Below are 16911 nucleotides of genomic sequence, written 5' to 3'. Positions count from 1 at the left end.
GTGCTCCGAGGTCGCGTACGACGCCGTCGGCACCAGTCTCGGCCGTCCGGGACCGTCACACCCGTTGCGGCACGATCGCGACCGGGCAGTCCGCGTGGTGCAGCAGTACGTGGGCCACCCGGCCGAGCCGGAGCCCGAAGGTGCCCGGCCGATGCCGAGCGCCGATGACGACGAGGTCGGCGGCGGCCGAGCGTTTCAGCAGCACCGTACGGGCCGGGCCCTCGACCGTGGCCCGACGCACCGGGACGTCCGGGTGGTCTCGCATCGCCTCCTGAAGGAGGGCGTCGAGCAGGGCGGCGGCCCGCTGTTCGTACCGGAGTGCCGCCGCCTCGGTGAGCCGGGGGTGGTCGGTGGTCTCGAGTGCCGGGCACCGCCAGGCCCGAACGACGTCCAGGACGCAGCCGCGTGTCTCGGCCTCGCGGCAGGCGAACCGCAGGGCCTCTCCGATCGCGGCCGGCTTCGCGGCACCGAGCAGGATCCGCTCGTGCACGCCGGCCAGGCCGGCCTTGTCGCCACGTACGACGATCACCGGGCAGCGGGCCCGGGCGGCCACGGCCCGGCTCACCGAGCCGAGAAGCAGCCCCTTGAATTCGCTGCGACCACGGGATCCGGTCACCAGCGCGAAGGCGTCGTCACCCTCACGCAGCAGGGCGTGGACCGCGTCCTCGCCGTGAATCTCCGAGGAGACCTTCACCTGCGGATTGCGCCGACGGGCGCGCTCCGTAGCCGAGCCGACGATGTTCTCCGCCATCACCTGCCCTGCCGGGCGCTCCAGGCCGTCCGACGACGCGGCGCCTTGTTCCCGCGAGGACGCGTGCACCAGCCGGAGCGGCAGTCCGCGCCGGGCGGCTTCGTCCACGGCCCAGTCGACGGCCGTCAGACTGAAGTCCGATCCGTCGACGCCCACGACCAGGGGCAGCTGCATCCTCGTCACCGCCTTTCGCCGGGCCGCCGAGCCGTGCAGCGGGCTCCTCCGCCTTCACGGTCGCATCCGGCCCCCGGGGGGAGCAGAGGCGGTTCGGCCCTCGTCGAGGACGTTCGGCCCCTGCGGCCCGCCGTGGGTCGCAGGGCACGGCATCGGGGCCGCTCCCGGCCTCTCGGGGGCCGGTCGGCCCTGGCGGTTCCGCGGCTCACATGGTGTCCTGAAGGTGACGGGAAGGACCCGGCGACCGGCGCGGAGAAGCGGTTGACGGCCGCGCACCGCGCAATCAGGATCCGGGAGAACCGGATGGGGTCCTTCCCGCCTCGCCTTGTCATGGCGCGCCGCTTCCGGCTCCGCCCCGGCACAGAACGTCCTCGGCCACCCGTTCGACCAGGACACGCCGGGCCCGACAGCCCCGGCCGTACGCGGCATCGGCAACCTCGACCGCGTACGGCATCAGATGCCAGGAGAGCTGGTCGAGTGCGCCCGCCGGGGCCCGACGTGTGATCCAGAGCGTGCGGAACCTTCGCGGCCGGCCACCACAGTCCACCCGGCCTCCCCCACCCACCGAAGCGCACCGGGCGCGCGGTCCCGGCGATGGGGCCGAAGGGCCCACCACCGGGACCAGGCGGCCCGTGTTGCCGTACGCGGTGGGACGCCCACGCTGGAGACAGGAAGTCCGCGGCCCTCCGGAGGGGCACGATGACGAGCAGCCCTACGACCGCCGTCCCGAGCCGGAACGGGCGCGACGCCCTGGTCGAGCGCGTGGCCGCGCAGGAGCGTCGTGTCGTGCCCCGGCGGCGGCCCGCTGCGCGCGTCGGGCCCGCCGAACCCGGCGACCGGCCGCGGCGAGAGGATCGAAAGGACGAGCAATGACCTCTGTCACCACCATGACCGCGGCCCTCCCGGCCGAGTACCGTGAACGGCTGATGCGGATCGCCCGCGAGGTCTCCTTCGAGGAGGGGACACGGCTGTTCGAAGAGGGTCGGCACGCCGACCGGTTCTGGATCGTCCGGACCGGTACCGTGGCCCTCGACCTGCATGTGCCCGGCCGCCGGCCCGCCGTCATCGAGTCGCTGGCGCGCGGTGAACTGGTCGGCTGGTCCTGGCACTTCACCCCCCATGTGTGGCAGATGGGCGCCGAGGCCGCGACTCCGGTGCGGGCCTACGAGTTCGACGCGACGACCGTTCGGACGTTGTGCGACGAGGATCCCGAGTTCGGTCGCGCCATCGCGGTCTGGGTCGGCCAGGTGCTCGCTCACCGGCTGAACGCGGCCCGCACCCGGCTGCTCGATCTGTACGCCCCCTATGGCAGCGGAACCCGATGATGACCGATGCCCCCTCGACCTCACCCGACGTCCGAAGGAGGAGACCGTGACCGGCAGCCCGCACCTCGTGAGCGATGTGATGACCCACTCCGTCGTCGCCGTCGGCCGTGCCGCTCCGTTCAAGGACATCGTGAAACTCATGGAGCAGTGGCAGGTCAGTGCCCTTCCCGTGCTGGAGGGCGAGGGCCGGGTGGTGGGCGTGGTCTCCGAGGCGGATCTGCTGCCCAAGGAGGAGTTCCGCGACAGCGATCCGGACCGGTACACGCAGCGGCAGCGCCTGTCAGACCTGGCGAAGGCCGGAGCGCTGACCGCCGGGGAACTGATGTCCGCGCCGGCGATCACCGTGCACTCCGGGAGCACCCTCGCCCAGGCGGCCCGCATCATGGCCCAGCGCGGGGTCAAGAGGCTCCCGGTGATCGACGACGAGGGCATGCTCGAGGGGGTCGTCAGTCGCGCGGACCTGCTCAAGGTGTTCCTGCGGCCGGACAACGACATCGCCGACGAGGTCCGGCGCGACGTCGTCGACATCCTCTTCCCGGCTCCGGTCGAGCCCGTCCATGTCATGGTCACCGAGGGCGTCGTCACCCTCACCGGGCAGATCCGTGACACCGCCCTGATCCCGGTGGCCGTCCGCCTGGCGCGCGTCGTCGAGGGAGTGGTGGACGTGGACTGCCACCTCTCCGGGGCCGAGGCGGACTGAACCACGCCGAGGTGGGCGCCCGGTCCACCCGGTGCGCAGCGCACCGGCCCCGTCAGCCGATCGTCCTGCGCCACCTGGGGCCGACGGACTCCCACTCCCGGTCCCAGGCCTGCATGCGCCGGCGCTCCAGCCGCCCGCGCGCGAACCGACCGCACACCAGTACGCCGCCGGCGGCGCCGGCTCCGGCCAGCGAGCCGACGAGCTCGGCCTGCAGACGAGCCTGAGCGGCACCGACCGGCTTGGAGACCAACTCGCCTCCACGGCTCGTCCAGACTGTGACCGTGGTGCCGGCCTTCTGGCCCGGTCCGACCCTCGTCAGACCCGTGCGCGTGACCCCTGCGACGGTCCAGCTCACCTTGGCCCACACACTGCCGTCGCTGTACTCGGGCACCCCCTGCGGCGTCCTCGCCGCGTCCTCGGTCAGGACCGCCTGCACCGGGTGCGCACGGGCGTTGCGCACGGCCACGGCGTGATCCGCCGCTCCCGCCGCCGCCCATCCCGCGAGCACTCCGGCCAGCAGAACGAACACCCAGGTGACCAGCACGATCCACGCTTCCAGACGGTCGCTGCGGCGTCGCAGCGGATTGCGCCGCCACCGCCACAACCAGGCCCTTGCTCTCGCCCTCGCCCTCGTACTGCGACACATCGTCGCCATGGGTCGTCACCTTCTTCCGCGTGGCGGCAGGCCGTGACATCTCCCGCATGGATGCGGGCGGACGCACCTGCGGTGCACGTCGGCTCACGTGATGCTTCCGGCTCTCCAGGGCCACCGCGTCTCATCGTCCCCCGGGAGGTCGGCGTCCAGGTCCGGTACCCGAGGCGGTCCCGCGAGCGCGCAGTCCACGTCCACGACGCCTTCGATGCCCAGCACCAGTCGCGACACGACGGGCACCAGAGTGGTGTCCCGGACGCGCCCGGTGAGCCGCACGACGCCGTCGTGCACCTCGACCCGGACAGGCTCCAGCGGAGCGGGGAAGAGATGGGCGACGATCTCGTGGCGGATCTCCTCGGCGATGTCCTCGTCGTCCCGCAGGAACACCTTGAGCAGGTCGGTGCGGCTGACGATGCCCAGCAGCGTGCCCTCGTCGCTCACCACGGGCAACCGCTTGACCTTGGCCCGCGCCATGGTGCGAGCGGCCTGCCCGAGGGTCTCGTTCGCGCGGACGGTGACGGCCGGCGCGCTCATAAGCTCCTCCGCGGTCACCGCACCGGCCTTCACCAGGTCGGACAGGCGCTCGAGGCGGTCATGGCGGGCCGAGTCGCTGCCGCGGAACTCCTCCTTTCGCAGCAGATCCGCCTCGGAGACGACGCCGACCACCCTGTTCTCCTCCTCCACCACGGGCAGCGCGCTGACGTGCCACTGCCGCATGGCCTTGACGATGTCCTTGAAGGTGGCGGTACGGCCGAGCGCGACGACCCGGCGGGTCATGACATCGCTCACGAGGTGGGGGGTGCCGTGCATGGTGTCCTCCGGTGGTGCTGAGCGGGGACAGGGTTACAACACTTTCAGGGTGGATCACCGTCCGGCGGGCGGCATGGGCCGAGTGGCCCTGCACTCTGTCCCGACCGGCTCTCCTTCGGCACCTGGTGCGGTGGGACACCCGGTCGGCCTGCGGGCGTGCGCCTCCCGGGGTCCACGAAAGCCCGCCCTCCCACGGGGCCGGCCGCGGAGGGCCGAACGGCCCACCCGACGGGAACTGCCGTACCTGCCCGTCTCTGCCGAAGCGCCCCTCGGGCGCTGTGCCCGAGCCGTAGCGGCGCTGCGGTGCGAGCGGTCCGCTCAACGGGACGGGTCCAGGCCCTGCAGGCTGCGCCCGCCCACCACGCGGCCCGTCACCAGCTCGGGTTCGATGCGTACGAAGACCTCCTCCGGCGACGGCACCCAGGACCGCGGGCCCGTCCGGGTCAGTCGTTCGCGTTCCGCGGGATCGGTCACCACCGCGGCCGACCCGGTGACGACGACACTCCACCCCGAGTGCGCGGCCGCGTCGACCTCGTCGGCTTCGAAGGCGACCACCGACCCGTCGATCGCGCGGACCAGCTCCGAGGCCGCAGAAGTGCGCAGCAGCACCGCGCCGTCGCCGTCCAGGCTGAAGTTGAGCGGGAGGACGGCGGGCAGCGCCTGACGTGTGTGGACTATACGGCCGACCGGGACCTTCGCCAGCAGACGCAGGCACTCCTGGCGGTCGAGTTCGCGGAAGCCGTCGTTCCGGTACATGAGGCAGTCCGTCTTTCGCCTGGTGCGGGGGGCGCGGCCGTGAGGCTTCGTCCTCGGCACTGCTTCGAGGCACTAGGTCACGGTGATGCGCCGTCCGGTGATGGTGTCGGGGTCGATGCGCATCCACAGGTCACGCTGTCCGCCCGCCCAGGGAGTGCTGAATGCCTGCTCCTCCAGCCGCTGTACGTCGTCGGGATCCGTGACAGTGTCGGCGCGTCCGCGCACCAGGACGCTCCAGCCCTGGCTGAACGCCGCGTCGATGCGGTCGACCTCGAAGGCCACCTGGGCGCCCGCGGCCTGTGAGGGCACCGTGTCCGGGACGGTCCTGTAGACGATGGAGCCTCCCACCACGGAGTAGTTCAGGGGGATGATCTCCGGCCCGGTGTCGGTGGGCAGCGCGAGTCGCCCCACACCGTGCGTGGAGAGCAGGTCGCGGCACTCCTGCGAGGTCAGGTCGGTGAACGTCGGGTGCCGTCCGGCCTGTCCCAGACCGGGCGGCAGGTCGACGTCGCCTCCGGTGAGCTCGAGCACCGTGGTCTCGAGCGCACCGGCCAGCCGGAGGAGGGTGCTCACTCCGGGCGCCGCGGTCGGCTGCGCCTCCAGGTACTGGAGGTAACTGGAAGCCATGCCCGCCCGGTTTGCAGTCTCCTCCAGGGACAGCCCGAGTTCCTCGCGCCGCAGTGCGATCCGACGCCCGAGATTGCCCGCGGGATGGCCTGCCACCGCGCCCGACGATTCCCGTGGGGCCATGACCCGTCACCGTCCTCTCCTCAGGCCGCTCGGACGGCGAGCACCTCATGCCGCTGACCGCCCAAGACCACCTTGAGCGCGCCGGTGTCTGGGCCCCGGCCGAACACGTCGTACGCCTCCTCCATCTGGTCCAGCGCGAAGGTGTGTGTGACAAGCGAGGAGGTGGGCAGCCGGCCGGCGGCCGCCATCCGCAGCAGGGTGGGCGTGGAGTAGGTGTCGACCACTCCCATGGTGATCGTCACGTTCCTGATCCACAGGTCCTCGAGGTGCAGCGTGACGGGCTTGCCGTGCACACCGACGTTCGCCACGTGCCCGCCGGGCCGCACCATGCGTGTGCACAGCTCGAAGCTCTCCGGTGCGCCGACGGCCTCGATGACCACGTCGGCGCCCAGACCGTCGGTGAGGTCGGCGACCAGTTGCTCGGGCGCCTCCTCGACATCGGCGACGGCGTCCGCGCCCAGGCTCTTGGCCGCCTCCAGCCGGGTGGCGGCGACGTCCACGGCGATGATGCGTTCGGGGGCGAACAGCCGGGCCGTGGCGATCGAGGCGAGCCCGATGGGGCCGGCCCCCACGACGGCGACGGTGTCCCCGGGCCGCACGTGCCCGTTCATGACACCCACCTCGTAGGCGGTGGGGAAGATGTCCGCGAGCAGTACGGCGTCCTTGCTGTCAACCGTGCCGGGCAGCGCGTGCACCGACAGGTCGGCGTAGGGGACGCGGACGTATTCGGCCTGCGTACCGTCGATGACATGGCCGAGGATCCAGCCTCCGCCGCCGCGGCACTGGCCGTACGTCCGCTCCCAGCAGTAGCCGCACCGGCCGCAGGCGGTGATGCAGGAGACCAGGACGCGGTCCCCCGGCTGCACGGTGTGCACGTCGCGGCCGGTCTCGACGATCTCGCCGACCGCCTCGTGTCCCAGCACCGTCCCCGGGCGCACCTCGGGCACGTCACCCTTGAGGATGTGCAGGTCCGTCCCGCAGACGGTGGTCGTGTCGACACGCACGATGGCGTCGGTCGACTCCTTGATGTCGGGGTCCGGGACCTCTTCCCAGGCCGAGCGTCCGGGGCTGTGGAAGACGAAGCCCTTCATGTCGATCCTTCCTTCCTCTCCCCGGGCTGCTGTCCCGGGGACTGTCCGGAAGCCGGTACGGCGCGGGCACCCGGACCGACGCCGGGGTCGCCCAGCAGATCCAGCTTGTCCGCCCCCTCGGGAATCCGCTTGGGCCGGTCGGCCCTCATGGCCCGCCGGACGGGACCGTCCCGGCTGGAGCACCACGCGGTTCTCGCTCGGCGCGTCGGCGCGGCCGGTTCCGGTCCGCTCCGAAGGATCCGGACGTGCGAGATGCCCGGCCGCGCCTGCGGCGACCGGGCGGACGCGGACCAGGAGCGGTCATACCGATCGTCGGCCGCAGATCAGCCCGCCCTGGAGACCGCCGACGGCCTCCTCGTCTCCGGCGCCGTACGCGGCGTCGGCGAAGGCAAAGCGGCTGGGGCGTGCGACCCACGGACGAGGGCAGGACGACGTGGTTCGGCCGCACACCGTGAGGACCCGGGTGTGCCCGCCGTCAGGCACGGGGCGGCCGGGTCGCCGGGCCCGTCGACGCCGACGCCGACGGTCATCGGGACGAACTCCTCGGTGGAGAGGGGACGTCAGGACGCCCAGGTCCAGTCCGCAACCTCGGGCAGGTCCGTGCCGTGTTCGCGGATCCATGTGTGATGGCGGGCGCGGGCGTCGGCCATCTGCTGCCGTACGCCGGCGGCCCGTACGGCGAGTCCGGGTACGCGGTCGATGACGTCCATGACCAGTCGGTAACGGTCCAGGTCGTTGCGGACCACCATGTCGAACGGGGTGGTCGTGGTCCCGGACTCCTTGTATCCGCGCACATGCAGGTTGGCGTGGCCGTCCCGGCGGTAGGCGAGGCGGTGGATCAGCCACGGGTAGCCGTGGTAGGCGAAGATGACGGGCTTGTCGGCGGTGAAGAGGCCGTTGTACTCGAAGTCCGGCATGCCGTGCGGATGTTCCTCGTGCGGCAGCAGCCGGGTCATGTCGACCACGTTGACGACACGCACGGCCAGCTGGGGCAGGTGACGGCGCAGCAACTGTGCAGCGGCCAGCACCTCCTGCGTCGGTACGTCGCCCGCGCAGGCGAGGACCACGTCCGGTTCGGCGCCGTTCTCGGTGCCCGCCCACTCCCAGATGCCCGCGCCGCGTGCGCAGTGGACACGGGCCTGGTCCATGGAGAGCCAGTCGAAGCAGGGCTGCTTGCCCGCCACGATCACATTGACATAGTCGCGGCTGCGCAGCGCGTGGTCCGCCACGGACAGAAGGGTGTTGGCGTCCGGCGGGAGATAGACGCGGACCACCTCGGGGCTCTTGTTGAGGACGTGGTCGACGAAGCCGGGGTCCTGGTGGGAGAACCCGTTGTGGTCCTGGCGCCACACGTGCGAGGTCAGCAGGTAGTTGAGGGAGGCGACGGGAGCGCGCCAGGTCAGCTCACGGGACGTCTTCAGCCACTTGATGTGCTGGTTCACCATCGAGTCGACGATGTGCACGAACGCCTCGTAGCAGGAGAACAGGCCGTGCCGTCCGGTGAGCAGGTAGCCCTCCAGCCATCCCTGGCACAGGTGCTCGGACAGGATCTCCATGACCCGGCCGTGCCGGTCCAGATGCTCGTCCACCGGGAGGATTTCGGCCTGCCAGGCCTTGCCGCTGGCGTCGAAGACGGCCTCCAGCCGATTGGAGGCCGTCTCGTCCGGCCCGACCAGCCGGAAGTCCCGACGCGCCGCGGTGTCCTTCATGACCTGTTCGAGGAGGCCGCCCAGGACGCGGGTGGGCTCGTGCAGGGTCGCGCCCGGCTTGTCGACGGGCACCGCGAAGTCGTCCAGGGACCCGATCGGCAGTTCGCGCACAAGCAGACCGCCGTTGGCATACGGGGTGGCGCCCAGACGCCTGGCACCCTCGGGCACGCAGGCCAGCACGTCGGCGCGCGGACGGCCGTCGGCGTCGAAGAGTTCCTCGGGCCGGTACGACTTCAGCCAGGCCTCCAACTGGCGCAGGTGCTCCGGGTTCTCGCGGACGCCCGCCAACGGGACCTGGTGCGCGCGCCAGGTGCCTTCGACCGGTACGCCATCCACCTCGGCCGGCCCGGTCCATCCCTTCGGGGTGCGCAGCACGATCATCGGCCAGTGCGGCCGCTGCGTGACGCCCTCCTCGCGCGCCGTGCGCTGCAGCAGGGCGATGCGGTCGAGCGCCGCGTCGAAGGCCTGCGCCAAAGCGCGGTGGACCTGGGCGGGGTCGTCGCCGCTGACCGTGATCGGCTCGTGGCCGTATCCCCGCAGCAGCGCGTCGAGTTCGGGCCCCGGGAGTCGGGAGAGAACCGTCGGGTTGGCGATCTTGTATCCGTTGAGATGGAGGATCGGCAGGACCGCGCCGTCGTGCACCGGGTCCAGGAACTTGTTGGAGTGCCAGGAGGCGGCCAGCGGGCCCGTCTCCGCCTCGCCGTCGCCGATCACGCAGGCGACCAGCAGGTTCGGATGGTCGAAGGCGGCGCCGTAGGCATGGGCGAGCGAGTAGCCGAGCTCACCGCCCTCGTGGATCGAGCCGGGCACCTCCGGTGCGACATGACTGGGTACGCCGCCGGGGAACGAGAACTGCCGGAACAGCTTCGCCATCCCCTCGGCGTCCCGCGTCACGTCCGGACACTTCTCGCTGTAGCTGCCTTCCAGCCAGGAGTTGGCGAGCACCGACGGCCCGCCGTGCCCAGGCCCCCAGACGCACAGGGCGTCGAGGCCGCGCTCCTTGATCACGCGGTTGAGGTGGGTGTACACGAGGTTGAGCCCGGGCGAGGTGCCCCAGTGGCCGAGCAGCCGCGGTTTGATGTGCTCGGGCGCGAGAGGCTCGGTCAGCAGCGGGTTGGACACGAGGTAGATCTGCCCCGCGGCAAGGTAGTTGGCGGCCCGCCAGTGGGCGTCCAGGGTGCGCAGTTCCTCGTCGGTCAGTGTGGTGCCGTTGTGGTGTGCGGCCTCGGACATGGGTGACTCCACAGGTCGTCGACGGTGCTCATCGGGCGCGGCGGACAGCGGGTCCGTCGCGGTGGTACGAACGCTGCCGGTCACACCCCCTGGGGGACGACGGCGACCGGGCAGTCGGCGTGGTGCAGAACGGCATGGGGGACAGGATCGATACGGGTACCCAGGACTCTGTGACGGACACGCCGGCCGCCCACGGCCGCAGACGCCTGACGTGAGGCCCCGATCAGATGGTCGGCGGCGCGGCGGAACCGGAACTCGGCCACCACCTCCGCCTCTTCGCATTGCTGCCGCCATCCGTCCGGCATCCCGCTCGGCCGGTCCGGCTCGTGCTCGTCGGGCGCCTGCTCCCCGGCGCGTACGGGTGCCACCGGACGGGGCATGATGTCCACCTCCTGGTCTTGGTTCCCGGTCCCGGTATCCGCTTACAGCGTCATGGCGGCGAGGAACCGGCGGGCAGGGGCCGCAGGTCCCCGAACGGGGCCGACCGGCCCATGAGCCGCCGGTCGGTGCGGCGGGAGGTACGACGGTGGTGCCCACCGCCACGGTCGGCGGACCTGGACCACGGAACCATCGTGGCGAAGTGCCTGGCCCACTCCGGCGACCCCCTCGTGCCCCATCCGGGCGGGAAGCGGTTCACCGGGCCGGGAAGCGGTTCAGGCGTGCGGGACGACGGCGACCGGGCAGCGTGCCTGGTGGAGCAGGGCCTGGGTGACGGAACCGATGTGCGTGCCGAGCCGGGCCTCCCGCGTGCGGCGCCCCACGACCACGAGGGAGGCATGGGCGGACTCCCGCACCAGCTCCGTGGAGGGCCGCGCCGCGGTGACGGTCTCGGACACCGTGACCCCCGGGCACTTCTCCGCCCAGGGGCGCAGCATCGCGGCCATGAGGTCTTCCTCGTCGGCGAGCAGCTCCGTGTCGTGCCCCGCGCCCGACCGGCCCTCGGCGGCGTTGTCCCCCGCCGCACCCAGGGCATGGACCACACGCAGCGCGGTGCCACGGCGTCGAGCGGCGTCGAAGGCGAACGCGATCAGTTCGTCGCAGGGGTGCCGGGTGTCCATCCCGAGGACGACGTCGCGGTACGGGGTCTCGGGTATCTCCTCGGGCGAGACGCCGTCCAGAGCCGGCAGATGCTCGTCGGCGGACGCCTCACCGGCCCTCACGAGCACCACGGCGCCTGGGGACCGGGCGACGACGCGCTGGGACACCGAGCCCATCACGAACCCCACGGCATGGCCGAGACCACGGGAACCGAGCACGAGCAACTCCGAATCCTCGGCCGCCGCGAGCAGGACCGTGACCGGGGAGTCGGACACCAGCAGGTCCTCGACCGGCAGCCCCGGATGCGCGACGCCGACACTGCGGACCGCCCGCTCCAGGGTCTGCTCGGCCCGGTCCCGCCGGCCGGCGTCCGCGGTCGCGGACGCCGCCGGTCTCCCCTGCCACTCGCAGGCGTGCACAAGCCGGAGCGCGGCCCCACGGCGTAGGGCTTCCCGCGCGGCCCAGTGGGCGGCCGCGAGGCTCTCGTCGGTTTCGTCGACTCCCGCGGTGACGTGCCGAACCATGGTCCGCACCTCCTGCGTCCAAGATGTTCTGCCCTTTCGTCGAGCCTCCGGCAGCACAGGCCCGTGCGCAGGGGCCGACTGACCTGTCGGGGACCAAGGACCCGACGCCCCCACGGTTGCTCGGAGCGCGGCGACCACCCGGTCACCGCCGCGCCGGGGTCCGCCACGCGGTGCCGGACGGCCGGGCCGGGGGGCCGGGCGGCCCATGGTCCGTGCCCGGGTCCGGGGAGAGGCTGGAAACGTCCGGTCCCCGCACCTGGAGGCTGTCATGAATGCTCCTCCGACAACCAGCATGCTCCGCATGCCGCCCACCGAGCACTGCGAGCGCCCGGTCCGCACCACCCGCGAGGTGTCCGTCCCTCGGGGAACACGGCGTTCGGGCTGGTCCTGGTTCTCAGCGTCAGCCTCCGCCGACGGCCGCCCTCGACCGGAGGAGATGCCATGTACGGCACCCCCCGCATCGTCAGTGATGTGATGACCCAGACGGTCGCCGCCATAGGCCGCCGCGCCCCCTTCAAGGAGATCGTGCAGATGATGCACGACTGGAAGGTCAGTGCCCTGCCCGTTCTGGAGGGCGAGGGGCGGGTCGTCGGTGTCGTGTCGGAGGCCGACCTCCTGCCGAAGGAGGAGTGCCGCGACGAGGACGCGTCCCGGCACCGTCCGCCCGGGAGTTCCCCCTTCACCCGGTTGCACGGGCCTATGGACCCGGCCAAGGCCGACGCGGTGACGGCGGAGCAGCTGATGACCTCCCCGGCACTGACCACGCGTGCCGACGCGACGGTCGCGCAGGCGGCACGCACCATGGCGCGCCACAAGGTCAAGCGGCTTCCCGTCGTCGACGAGCTGGGCATCCTCCAGGGCATCGTCAGCCGCGCGGACCTGCTGAAGGTGTTCCTCCGGGGCGACGAGGAGATCGCCGAGGAGATCCGGCGCGAGGTGGTGGAGTATCTGTTCCGGCCGCCGGCCTCGTCCGTGCGCGTCCAGGTCGAGGACGGAGTGGTGAAGCTCGGCGGGCGGATCCGGGACACCTCTTTGGTACCGGTGGCCGCGCGTCTGGTCCGGGCCGTCGAAGGCGTCGTGGACGTGCAGTTCCACCTTGCGGAACATCAGACCACGCCGACGTAGGCCCTGCATCGCACCGTGCCCCGCGGCCGGTGTCCCACCGGACACGGCCGGCGCCCATGTGACAAGGGCGCGGTGCCGCCATCACACGGACACTGGGGTCGGATCCCCACCGTTCGGCGGCGGCCGCGACGAGTCGCAGGCCCGCTACGAGGGGGCCGGTGAGGGAGCATGGTGGGTACGAGGGGGCCGATCGGCCCTAGTGCCCACGGTGCCCGTCAGATGACGATCGTCGGCGTGGGCAGTCCGCGGTCCGCCCGCCACCGGGAAACGAGAGGTACCCATGGCCGAGGCACGCACCTTCAGCGAGCAGCACCCGATCCGGGTCTTCCTGCTGGACGACCACGAGGTGGTACGACGCGGCCTCGCCGATCTGCTGGACGCCGAACCCGACATCTCCGTGGTCGGCGACGCCGACACGGTCGAGCACGCGCTGGCCCGCGGCCCGGCGGTGCGGCCGCACGTGGCCGTCCTCGACGTCCGTCTCCCCGACGGCGACGGCATCAGCGTCTGTCGCGAGCTGCGCGACCGCGTCCCGGAGCTGGCCTGTCTCATGCTGACCTCGTTCGACGACGAGGACGCGCTGCTCGACGCGATCATGGCCGGGGCCTCCGGATACGTACTCAAGCAGATCAAGGGGGCCGACCTGATCTCGGCGGTGCGTACCGTCGCCTCCGGCCAGTCCATGCTCGATCCGGCGACCACCGCACGGCTGATGCACTCGCTGCGCGCCGACCCCGCCGAGCAGCCGGCCGTGGCGCCCGAGCTGGCGAGCCTGTCACCCCGCGAGCGGGACATCCTCGCGCTGATCGGGGACGGTCTGACCAACCGGGAGATCGGCAAGAAGCTGTATCTGTCGGAGAAGACCGTCAAGAACCACATCTCGCGGCTGCTCGCCAAACTCGGCGTACAGCGCCGCGTCCAGGCCGCGGTCCTCGCCTCGCAGCTGGAGACGCCCGCGTCCGGGGACCGCTCCGCCCGCTGAGACGGTCCGCCCGGGGCCCGCGCGGCCACACGACCCTCGCCGCCTCGTCCAGCGCGCGGGGCGCCGCCCGATCGTGCCGTGCGCTCAGCGCACCGGTACCCGCCACACCAGCCGCGTTCCGCCGCCCTCAGGACGTCCGCCCACGGTGAGCGTGCCGCCCAGCGCGGCGGCCCGCTCCTCCAGGTTCCGCAGCCCGCTGCGTGCCACGCCTGGCGGTACCCCGCGACCGTCGTCGGCAACCGTCAGGGTCAACTCGCCGACGGCGAACCGCAGATGGATGTCCACGGAGCACGCACCGGAGTGCCGGGCCGCATTGCTCAGAGCCTCACCGAGGACGGCGAGCACATGGTCGGCCACGTCGCCGGGGACGTCGGTGTCCACCAGCCCCTCGATGCGCAGCGCGGGAGTGAAGCCCAGCGAGGCGGCCGACGCCGCCACCGCCTCGGACACCCGCCTGCGCAGACCCGCTTTCTCCGTCGCGCCGTCGTGCGTGCGCAGACCGAAGATGGTGGACCTGATGATCTTGATGGTCTCGTCGAGGTCGTCGACGGTCCGCGACAACCGCTCGGCGGCCTCCGGGTGATCCACGAAACGCTGGGTGCTCTGCAGGGTCATGCCGGCCGCGAACAGCCGCTGGATCGCGAGGTCGTGCAGATCGCGGGCGATCCGGTCGCGGTCCTGCAGCAGCGCGATCTGCTCGGCGTCCCGACGCCGTTCGGCCAGTTCCAGCGCCAGAGCCGCCTGCCCCGCGAAGCCCAGGAGGGGGCCGGCGTCGGTGTCCGTGAACGGGGCTCGCCCGGCTGTGCGCCCCAGCACCAGCACGCCGATGGACTTGCCGCTCGCCACGAGCGGCACACCGACCACCGATCCGAGCCCGGCCCACAGAGCGGAGCCCTGATCGATGCGAGGGTCCTGCTGGATGTCAGGGCTGGTCACCGGCTCGGCCGTGCTGAATGCCGCCTCCACGAAACCGTCCTGCCCCGACATCACCAGGCCTCTGCGCCGCTCCGCTTCGACACCGACGGCAAACAGCGGCCGCAGCACCTCCTCGCCGGCCACCCGCTCGGCGATCATCCCCACATCGGCGGAGACGATGCCCCGCGCCTGCTCGACGATCAGTTCCAGCACGTCCGCGCTGGGGGCGCCCGACAGCAGTGCGCTGGTGACCTGGGAGCTCGCCCCCAGCAAGCGCTCACGCAGACGCGTCTCCTCGTAGAGCCGGGCGTTCTCGATGGCGATACCGGCCGCCACCGCAAGGGTGGACAGCACGGCTTCGTCCTCGGCGTCGAACTCCGCGGCGGCGCGCTTCTCGGTCAGGTACAGGTTTCCGAAGACCTTGTCACGCACCCGGATGGGCACTCCGAGAAAGGAGTGCATCGGCGGATGGTGGGCCGGGAAGCCGTACGAGGCCGGGTGATCCGAGAGCTCCGCCAGGCGCAGCGGCTCCGGGTGCCGAATCAGCTCCCCGAGAATGCCGTGTCCGCTGGGCAGCGCCCCGATCCTCTCCCGTTCCTCGTCGCCGATGCCGATGGTGAGGAATTCGGAGAGCATACGGTTCTCCCCGATGACGCCCAGGGCGCCGTACTCGGCATCCACGAGCACCACCGCCGCCTCGACGATGCTCCTCAGCGCCTGGGGCAGATCGAGTTCCCGACCGACCGACAGCACGGCCTCCAGGAGGCGGTGCACACGGTCCTGTGTGCCGCGCGCCGCGTCGATACGGGCCTGCAGTTCGTCCAGCAGCTCGTCCAGCCGCAGCTTGGGCAGGTACTGCTCGGCCGGACCACGTCCTTCCCCGCTCATCGCTTCCTCCGACCGAATCGTTCGGACAAGGTACGGATCAACGGCAACTCCCAGGCCCTCACGATACTGGCTGCCGGGCAGGAGCGCGGATCGTCGCTCACCTGGAGTGACTCCTCGTCGCGTCACCCCAGCTGCGGGGACTCTTGTTCCGCCCAACGTCCCGAGGCGTGCGCGGGCGCGTTGCGGGCCGCCCCATGTCCGCTTTGCCCCTACTGTGCTCTGGAGACGACCGACAGTCAGGACGCGGGAGACGCGGTGGCGCATGCGGGCGACCCGGGGCGCAGACGCAGGAGGGGCGCCGTGGTGCTGGGCAGCCGGCCGTCCCGCTCCGTTCGCGTCGTCCGGCGTACCCCGGCCGCTCCCCGGTCGCTCCAGGCCGAACGCACGGTCCCCTGGCTACGCGTCGCCGCCGCCTACGCCTGGCGTCTCGTCCTCGTGGGGGTCGCCGTCTATGCCGTCTTCATCGTTCTGGGGCGCTTCCACCTCGTCGCCGTGTCCCTGTTTGTCGCCCTGGTCGTCACCTCGGTCCTGCGCCCCTTCGCAGACCTGCTGAACCGGTGGCTGCCACGGCCCCTGTGCGTGACGATCTCCCTCATCGGCAGCCTGATCGTGGTCTTCTCGCTGCTGGCACTCGTGGGCGACGCGGTGGCGGGCGAGTGGTCGAAGCTGACCGGGGAGTTCCGCGGCGGCATCAGCCGGATCGAACGCTGGCTCGAACGCCCTCCGTTCCGGGTCAGTCGCCGCACGCTCTCCGACCTGCAGGACCAGATCTCGTCCTACCTCTCCTCCCACCGCGCCGACCTGCTCAGCAGAGCCGTCAGCGGCCTGGGCAGGGTCGTCGAACTGATCACCGGAGCCGCACTCGCACTCTTCTCCTCCGTGTTCTTCATCCACTCCGGTGAACGTCTGTGGTCCTGGGCGCGCGACACGTTCCTGCCCCTCGGCGCCCGCCCGACGTGGGACCGGGCCGGACACGCGGCCTGGCGGACGTTCGCCGGGTACACGCGGGGCATCATCATCGTGGCCGCCACCAACGCGGTACTCGTGGGCATCGCCCTGTTCGCGCTCCGGGTGCCGCTCGCGCTGCCGCTCATCCTGCTGGAGTTCTTCGCCACCTTCGTGCCGCTGGTCGGCTCGCCGATCGCGCTCGGTGTGGCCACGGTGGTCGCGCTCGCCGGGCGCGGTCCCCTCACCGCCGGGGCCGTACTGCTGCTCATCGTGGTCATCGGCCAGATCGAGGGACACGTCCTGCATCCCTTGGTGATGAGCTGGGCCGTCCGTCTCCACCCGCTCGTCGTCGCCGTGTCCGTCATCGCCGGCGGCATCGTCGCGGGCGTGATCGGCGCCGTCGTGGCGGTCCCGTTCGTCTCGGTCGTCTGGGCGGTGGTACAGGCGCTCCGCGCGGCACCCTCCTAGCGCCGGCCCGGGGCGCGCGACCCGCGGTACCGTGCCACGCTGGCCTCGGGGCGGTGGCGCGTCGGCCGAAGG

General features: G+C 71.8%; 15 protein-coding genes. 5 read left to right on the top strand and 10 right to left on the bottom strand.

Annotated features, from left to right (window positions below; translation table 11 throughout):
- Nucleotides 1-55: 55 nt before the first annotated feature.
- Nucleotides 56-925, bottom strand: a complete 870-nt coding sequence (locus VXC91_RS07225) for a universal stress protein (RefSeq protein WP_329506005.1) — start codon at nucleotides 923-925, stop codon at nucleotides 56-58.
- Between the two features lie 869 nt (nucleotides 926-1794).
- Between VXC91_RS07225 and VXC91_RS07220 the strand changes: the two genes are divergently transcribed.
- Both VXC91_RS07220 and VXC91_RS07215 read left to right on the top strand, forming a co-directional pair.
- Nucleotides 1795-2250, top strand: a complete 456-nt coding sequence (locus VXC91_RS07220; RefSeq protein ID WP_329506004.1) for a Crp/Fnr family transcriptional regulator — start codon at nucleotides 1795-1797, stop codon at nucleotides 2248-2250.
- 46 nt (nucleotides 2251-2296) lie between these two features.
- Nucleotides 2297-2950, top strand: coding sequence for a CBS domain-containing protein (locus VXC91_RS07215; protein ID WP_329506003.1), 654 nt, complete (start codon nucleotides 2297-2299; stop codon nucleotides 2948-2950).
- Nucleotides 2951-3002: 52 nt separating this feature from the next.
- Here VXC91_RS07215 and VXC91_RS07210 read toward each other — a convergent pair whose 3' ends face one another.
- From VXC91_RS07210 to VXC91_RS07175, 8 genes are all read right to left on the bottom strand, one after another.
- Nucleotides 3003-3605, bottom strand: coding sequence for an Rv1733c family protein (locus tag VXC91_RS07210; RefSeq protein ID WP_329506002.1), 603 nt, complete (start codon nucleotides 3603-3605; stop codon nucleotides 3003-3005).
- An 84-nt stretch (nucleotides 3606-3689) separates the two neighbouring features.
- Entirely contained in the window at nucleotides 3690-4412 is a 723-nt protein-coding gene (locus VXC91_RS07205; RefSeq protein ID WP_329506001.1) for a CBS domain-containing protein, read from the bottom strand.
- A gap of 318 nt (nucleotides 4413-4730) precedes the next feature.
- Nucleotides 4731-5168 (bottom strand): pyridoxamine 5'-phosphate oxidase family protein, encoded by a 438-nt coding sequence (locus VXC91_RS07200; RefSeq protein ID WP_329505999.1) that lies wholly within the window; start codon nucleotides 5166-5168, stop codon nucleotides 4731-4733.
- Between the two features lie 72 nt (nucleotides 5169-5240).
- Nucleotides 5241-5918 carry a helix-turn-helix domain-containing protein gene (locus VXC91_RS07195; protein WP_329505997.1) on the bottom strand — a complete coding sequence of 226 codons (678 nt, stop codon included), beginning with the start codon at nucleotides 5916-5918 and terminating at the stop codon, nucleotides 5241-5243.
- Between the two features lie 20 nt (nucleotides 5919-5938).
- A complete protein-coding gene (locus VXC91_RS07190) occupies nucleotides 5939-7009 on the bottom strand; it encodes a zinc-dependent alcohol dehydrogenase family protein (RefSeq protein ID WP_329505996.1) in 1071 nt (356 codons plus the stop codon).
- Between the two features lie 560 nt (nucleotides 7010-7569).
- Nucleotides 7570-9951, bottom strand: coding sequence for a phosphoketolase family protein (locus VXC91_RS07185; RefSeq protein WP_329505995.1), 2382 nt, complete (start codon nucleotides 9949-9951; stop codon nucleotides 7570-7572).
- 80 nt (nucleotides 9952-10031) lie between these two features.
- Entirely contained in the window at nucleotides 10032-10331 is a 300-nt protein-coding gene (locus VXC91_RS07180) for a universal stress protein (protein WP_329505994.1), read from the bottom strand.
- A 273-nt stretch (nucleotides 10332-10604) separates the two neighbouring features.
- Entirely contained in the window at nucleotides 10605-11513 is a 909-nt protein-coding gene (locus tag VXC91_RS07175) for a universal stress protein (RefSeq protein ID WP_329505993.1), read from the bottom strand.
- Between the two features lie 441 nt (nucleotides 11514-11954).
- Between VXC91_RS07175 and VXC91_RS07170 the strand changes: the two genes are divergently transcribed.
- Nucleotides 11955-12638, top strand: a complete 684-nt coding sequence (locus tag VXC91_RS07170) for a CBS domain-containing protein (RefSeq protein WP_329505992.1) — start codon at nucleotides 11955-11957, stop codon at nucleotides 12636-12638.
- A gap of 280 nt (nucleotides 12639-12918) precedes the next feature.
- The gene (locus VXC91_RS07165; RefSeq protein ID WP_329505990.1) at nucleotides 12919-13620 is read left to right on the top strand and encodes a response regulator transcription factor; all 702 of its coding nucleotides are present in this window, start codon (nucleotides 12919-12921) and stop codon (nucleotides 13618-13620) included.
- Between the two features lie 84 nt (nucleotides 13621-13704).
- Here the strand turns inward: VXC91_RS07165 and VXC91_RS07160 are convergent, their stop codons facing one another.
- Nucleotides 13705-15423, bottom strand: coding sequence for a GAF domain-containing sensor histidine kinase (locus tag VXC91_RS07160; protein WP_329505988.1), 1719 nt, complete (start codon nucleotides 15421-15423; stop codon nucleotides 13705-13707).
- A 300-nt stretch (nucleotides 15424-15723) separates the two neighbouring features.
- On the opposite strand from VXC91_RS07160, the gene VXC91_RS07155 reads away from it, so the two are divergent.
- Nucleotides 15724-16839: an AI-2E family transporter gene (locus VXC91_RS07155; RefSeq protein ID WP_329505987.1), complete on the top strand. Its 1116-nt coding sequence runs from the start codon at nucleotides 15724-15726 to the stop codon at nucleotides 16837-16839.
- Nucleotides 16840-16911: the final 72 nt, after the last annotated feature.

It is taken from the genome of Streptomyces chiangmaiensis, assembly GCF_036281785.1.
GTDB classification, from domain to species: domain Bacteria; phylum Actinomycetota; class Actinomycetes; order Streptomycetales; family Streptomycetaceae; genus Streptomyces; species Streptomyces chiangmaiensis.
Note: the sequence above shows the minus strand (reverse complement) of the source record. Positions and strands in the feature narration are given on the sequence as shown.

Coding starts and splice junctions, on each gene's coding strand:
- VXC91_RS07225 (WP_329506005.1), bottom strand. CDS start 925: ATGCAGCTGCCCCTGGTCGTGGGCGTCGACGGATCGGACTTCAGTCTG.
- VXC91_RS07220 (WP_329506004.1), top strand. CDS start 1,795: ATGACCTCTGTCACCACCATGACCGCGGCCCTCCCGGCCGAGTACCGT.
- VXC91_RS07210 (WP_329506002.1), bottom strand. CDS start 3,605: ATGGCGACGATGTGTCGCAGTACGAGGGCGAGGGCGAGAGCAAGGGCC.
- VXC91_RS07205 (WP_329506001.1), bottom strand. CDS start 4,412: ATGCACGGCACCCCCCACCTCGTGAGCGATGTCATGACCCGCCGGGTC.
- VXC91_RS07200 (WP_329505999.1), bottom strand. CDS start 5,168: ATGTACCGGAACGACGGCTTCCGCGAACTCGACCGCCAGGAGTGCCTG.
- VXC91_RS07195 (WP_329505997.1), bottom strand. CDS start 5,918: ATGGCCCCACGGGAATCGTCGGGCGCGGTGGCAGGCCATCCCGCGGGC.
- VXC91_RS07190 (WP_329505996.1), bottom strand. CDS start 7,009: ATGAAGGGCTTCGTCTTCCACAGCCCCGGACGCTCGGCCTGGGAAGAG.
- VXC91_RS07185 (WP_329505995.1), bottom strand. CDS start 9,951: ATGTCCGAGGCCGCACACCACAACGGCACCACACTGACCGACGAGGAA.
- VXC91_RS07180 (WP_329505994.1), bottom strand. CDS start 10,331: ATGCCCCGTCCGGTGGCACCCGTACGCGCCGGGGAGCAGGCGCCCGAC.
- VXC91_RS07175 (WP_329505993.1), bottom strand. CDS start 11,513: ATGGTTCGGCACGTCACCGCGGGAGTCGACGAAACCGACGAGAGCCTC.
- VXC91_RS07170 (WP_329505992.1), top strand. CDS start 11,955: ATGTACGGCACCCCCCGCATCGTCAGTGATGTGATGACCCAGACGGTC.
- VXC91_RS07165 (WP_329505990.1), top strand. CDS start 12,919: ATGGCCGAGGCACGCACCTTCAGCGAGCAGCACCCGATCCGGGTCTTC.
- VXC91_RS07160 (WP_329505988.1), bottom strand. CDS start 15,423: ATGAGCGGGGAAGGACGTGGTCCGGCCGAGCAGTACCTGCCCAAGCTG.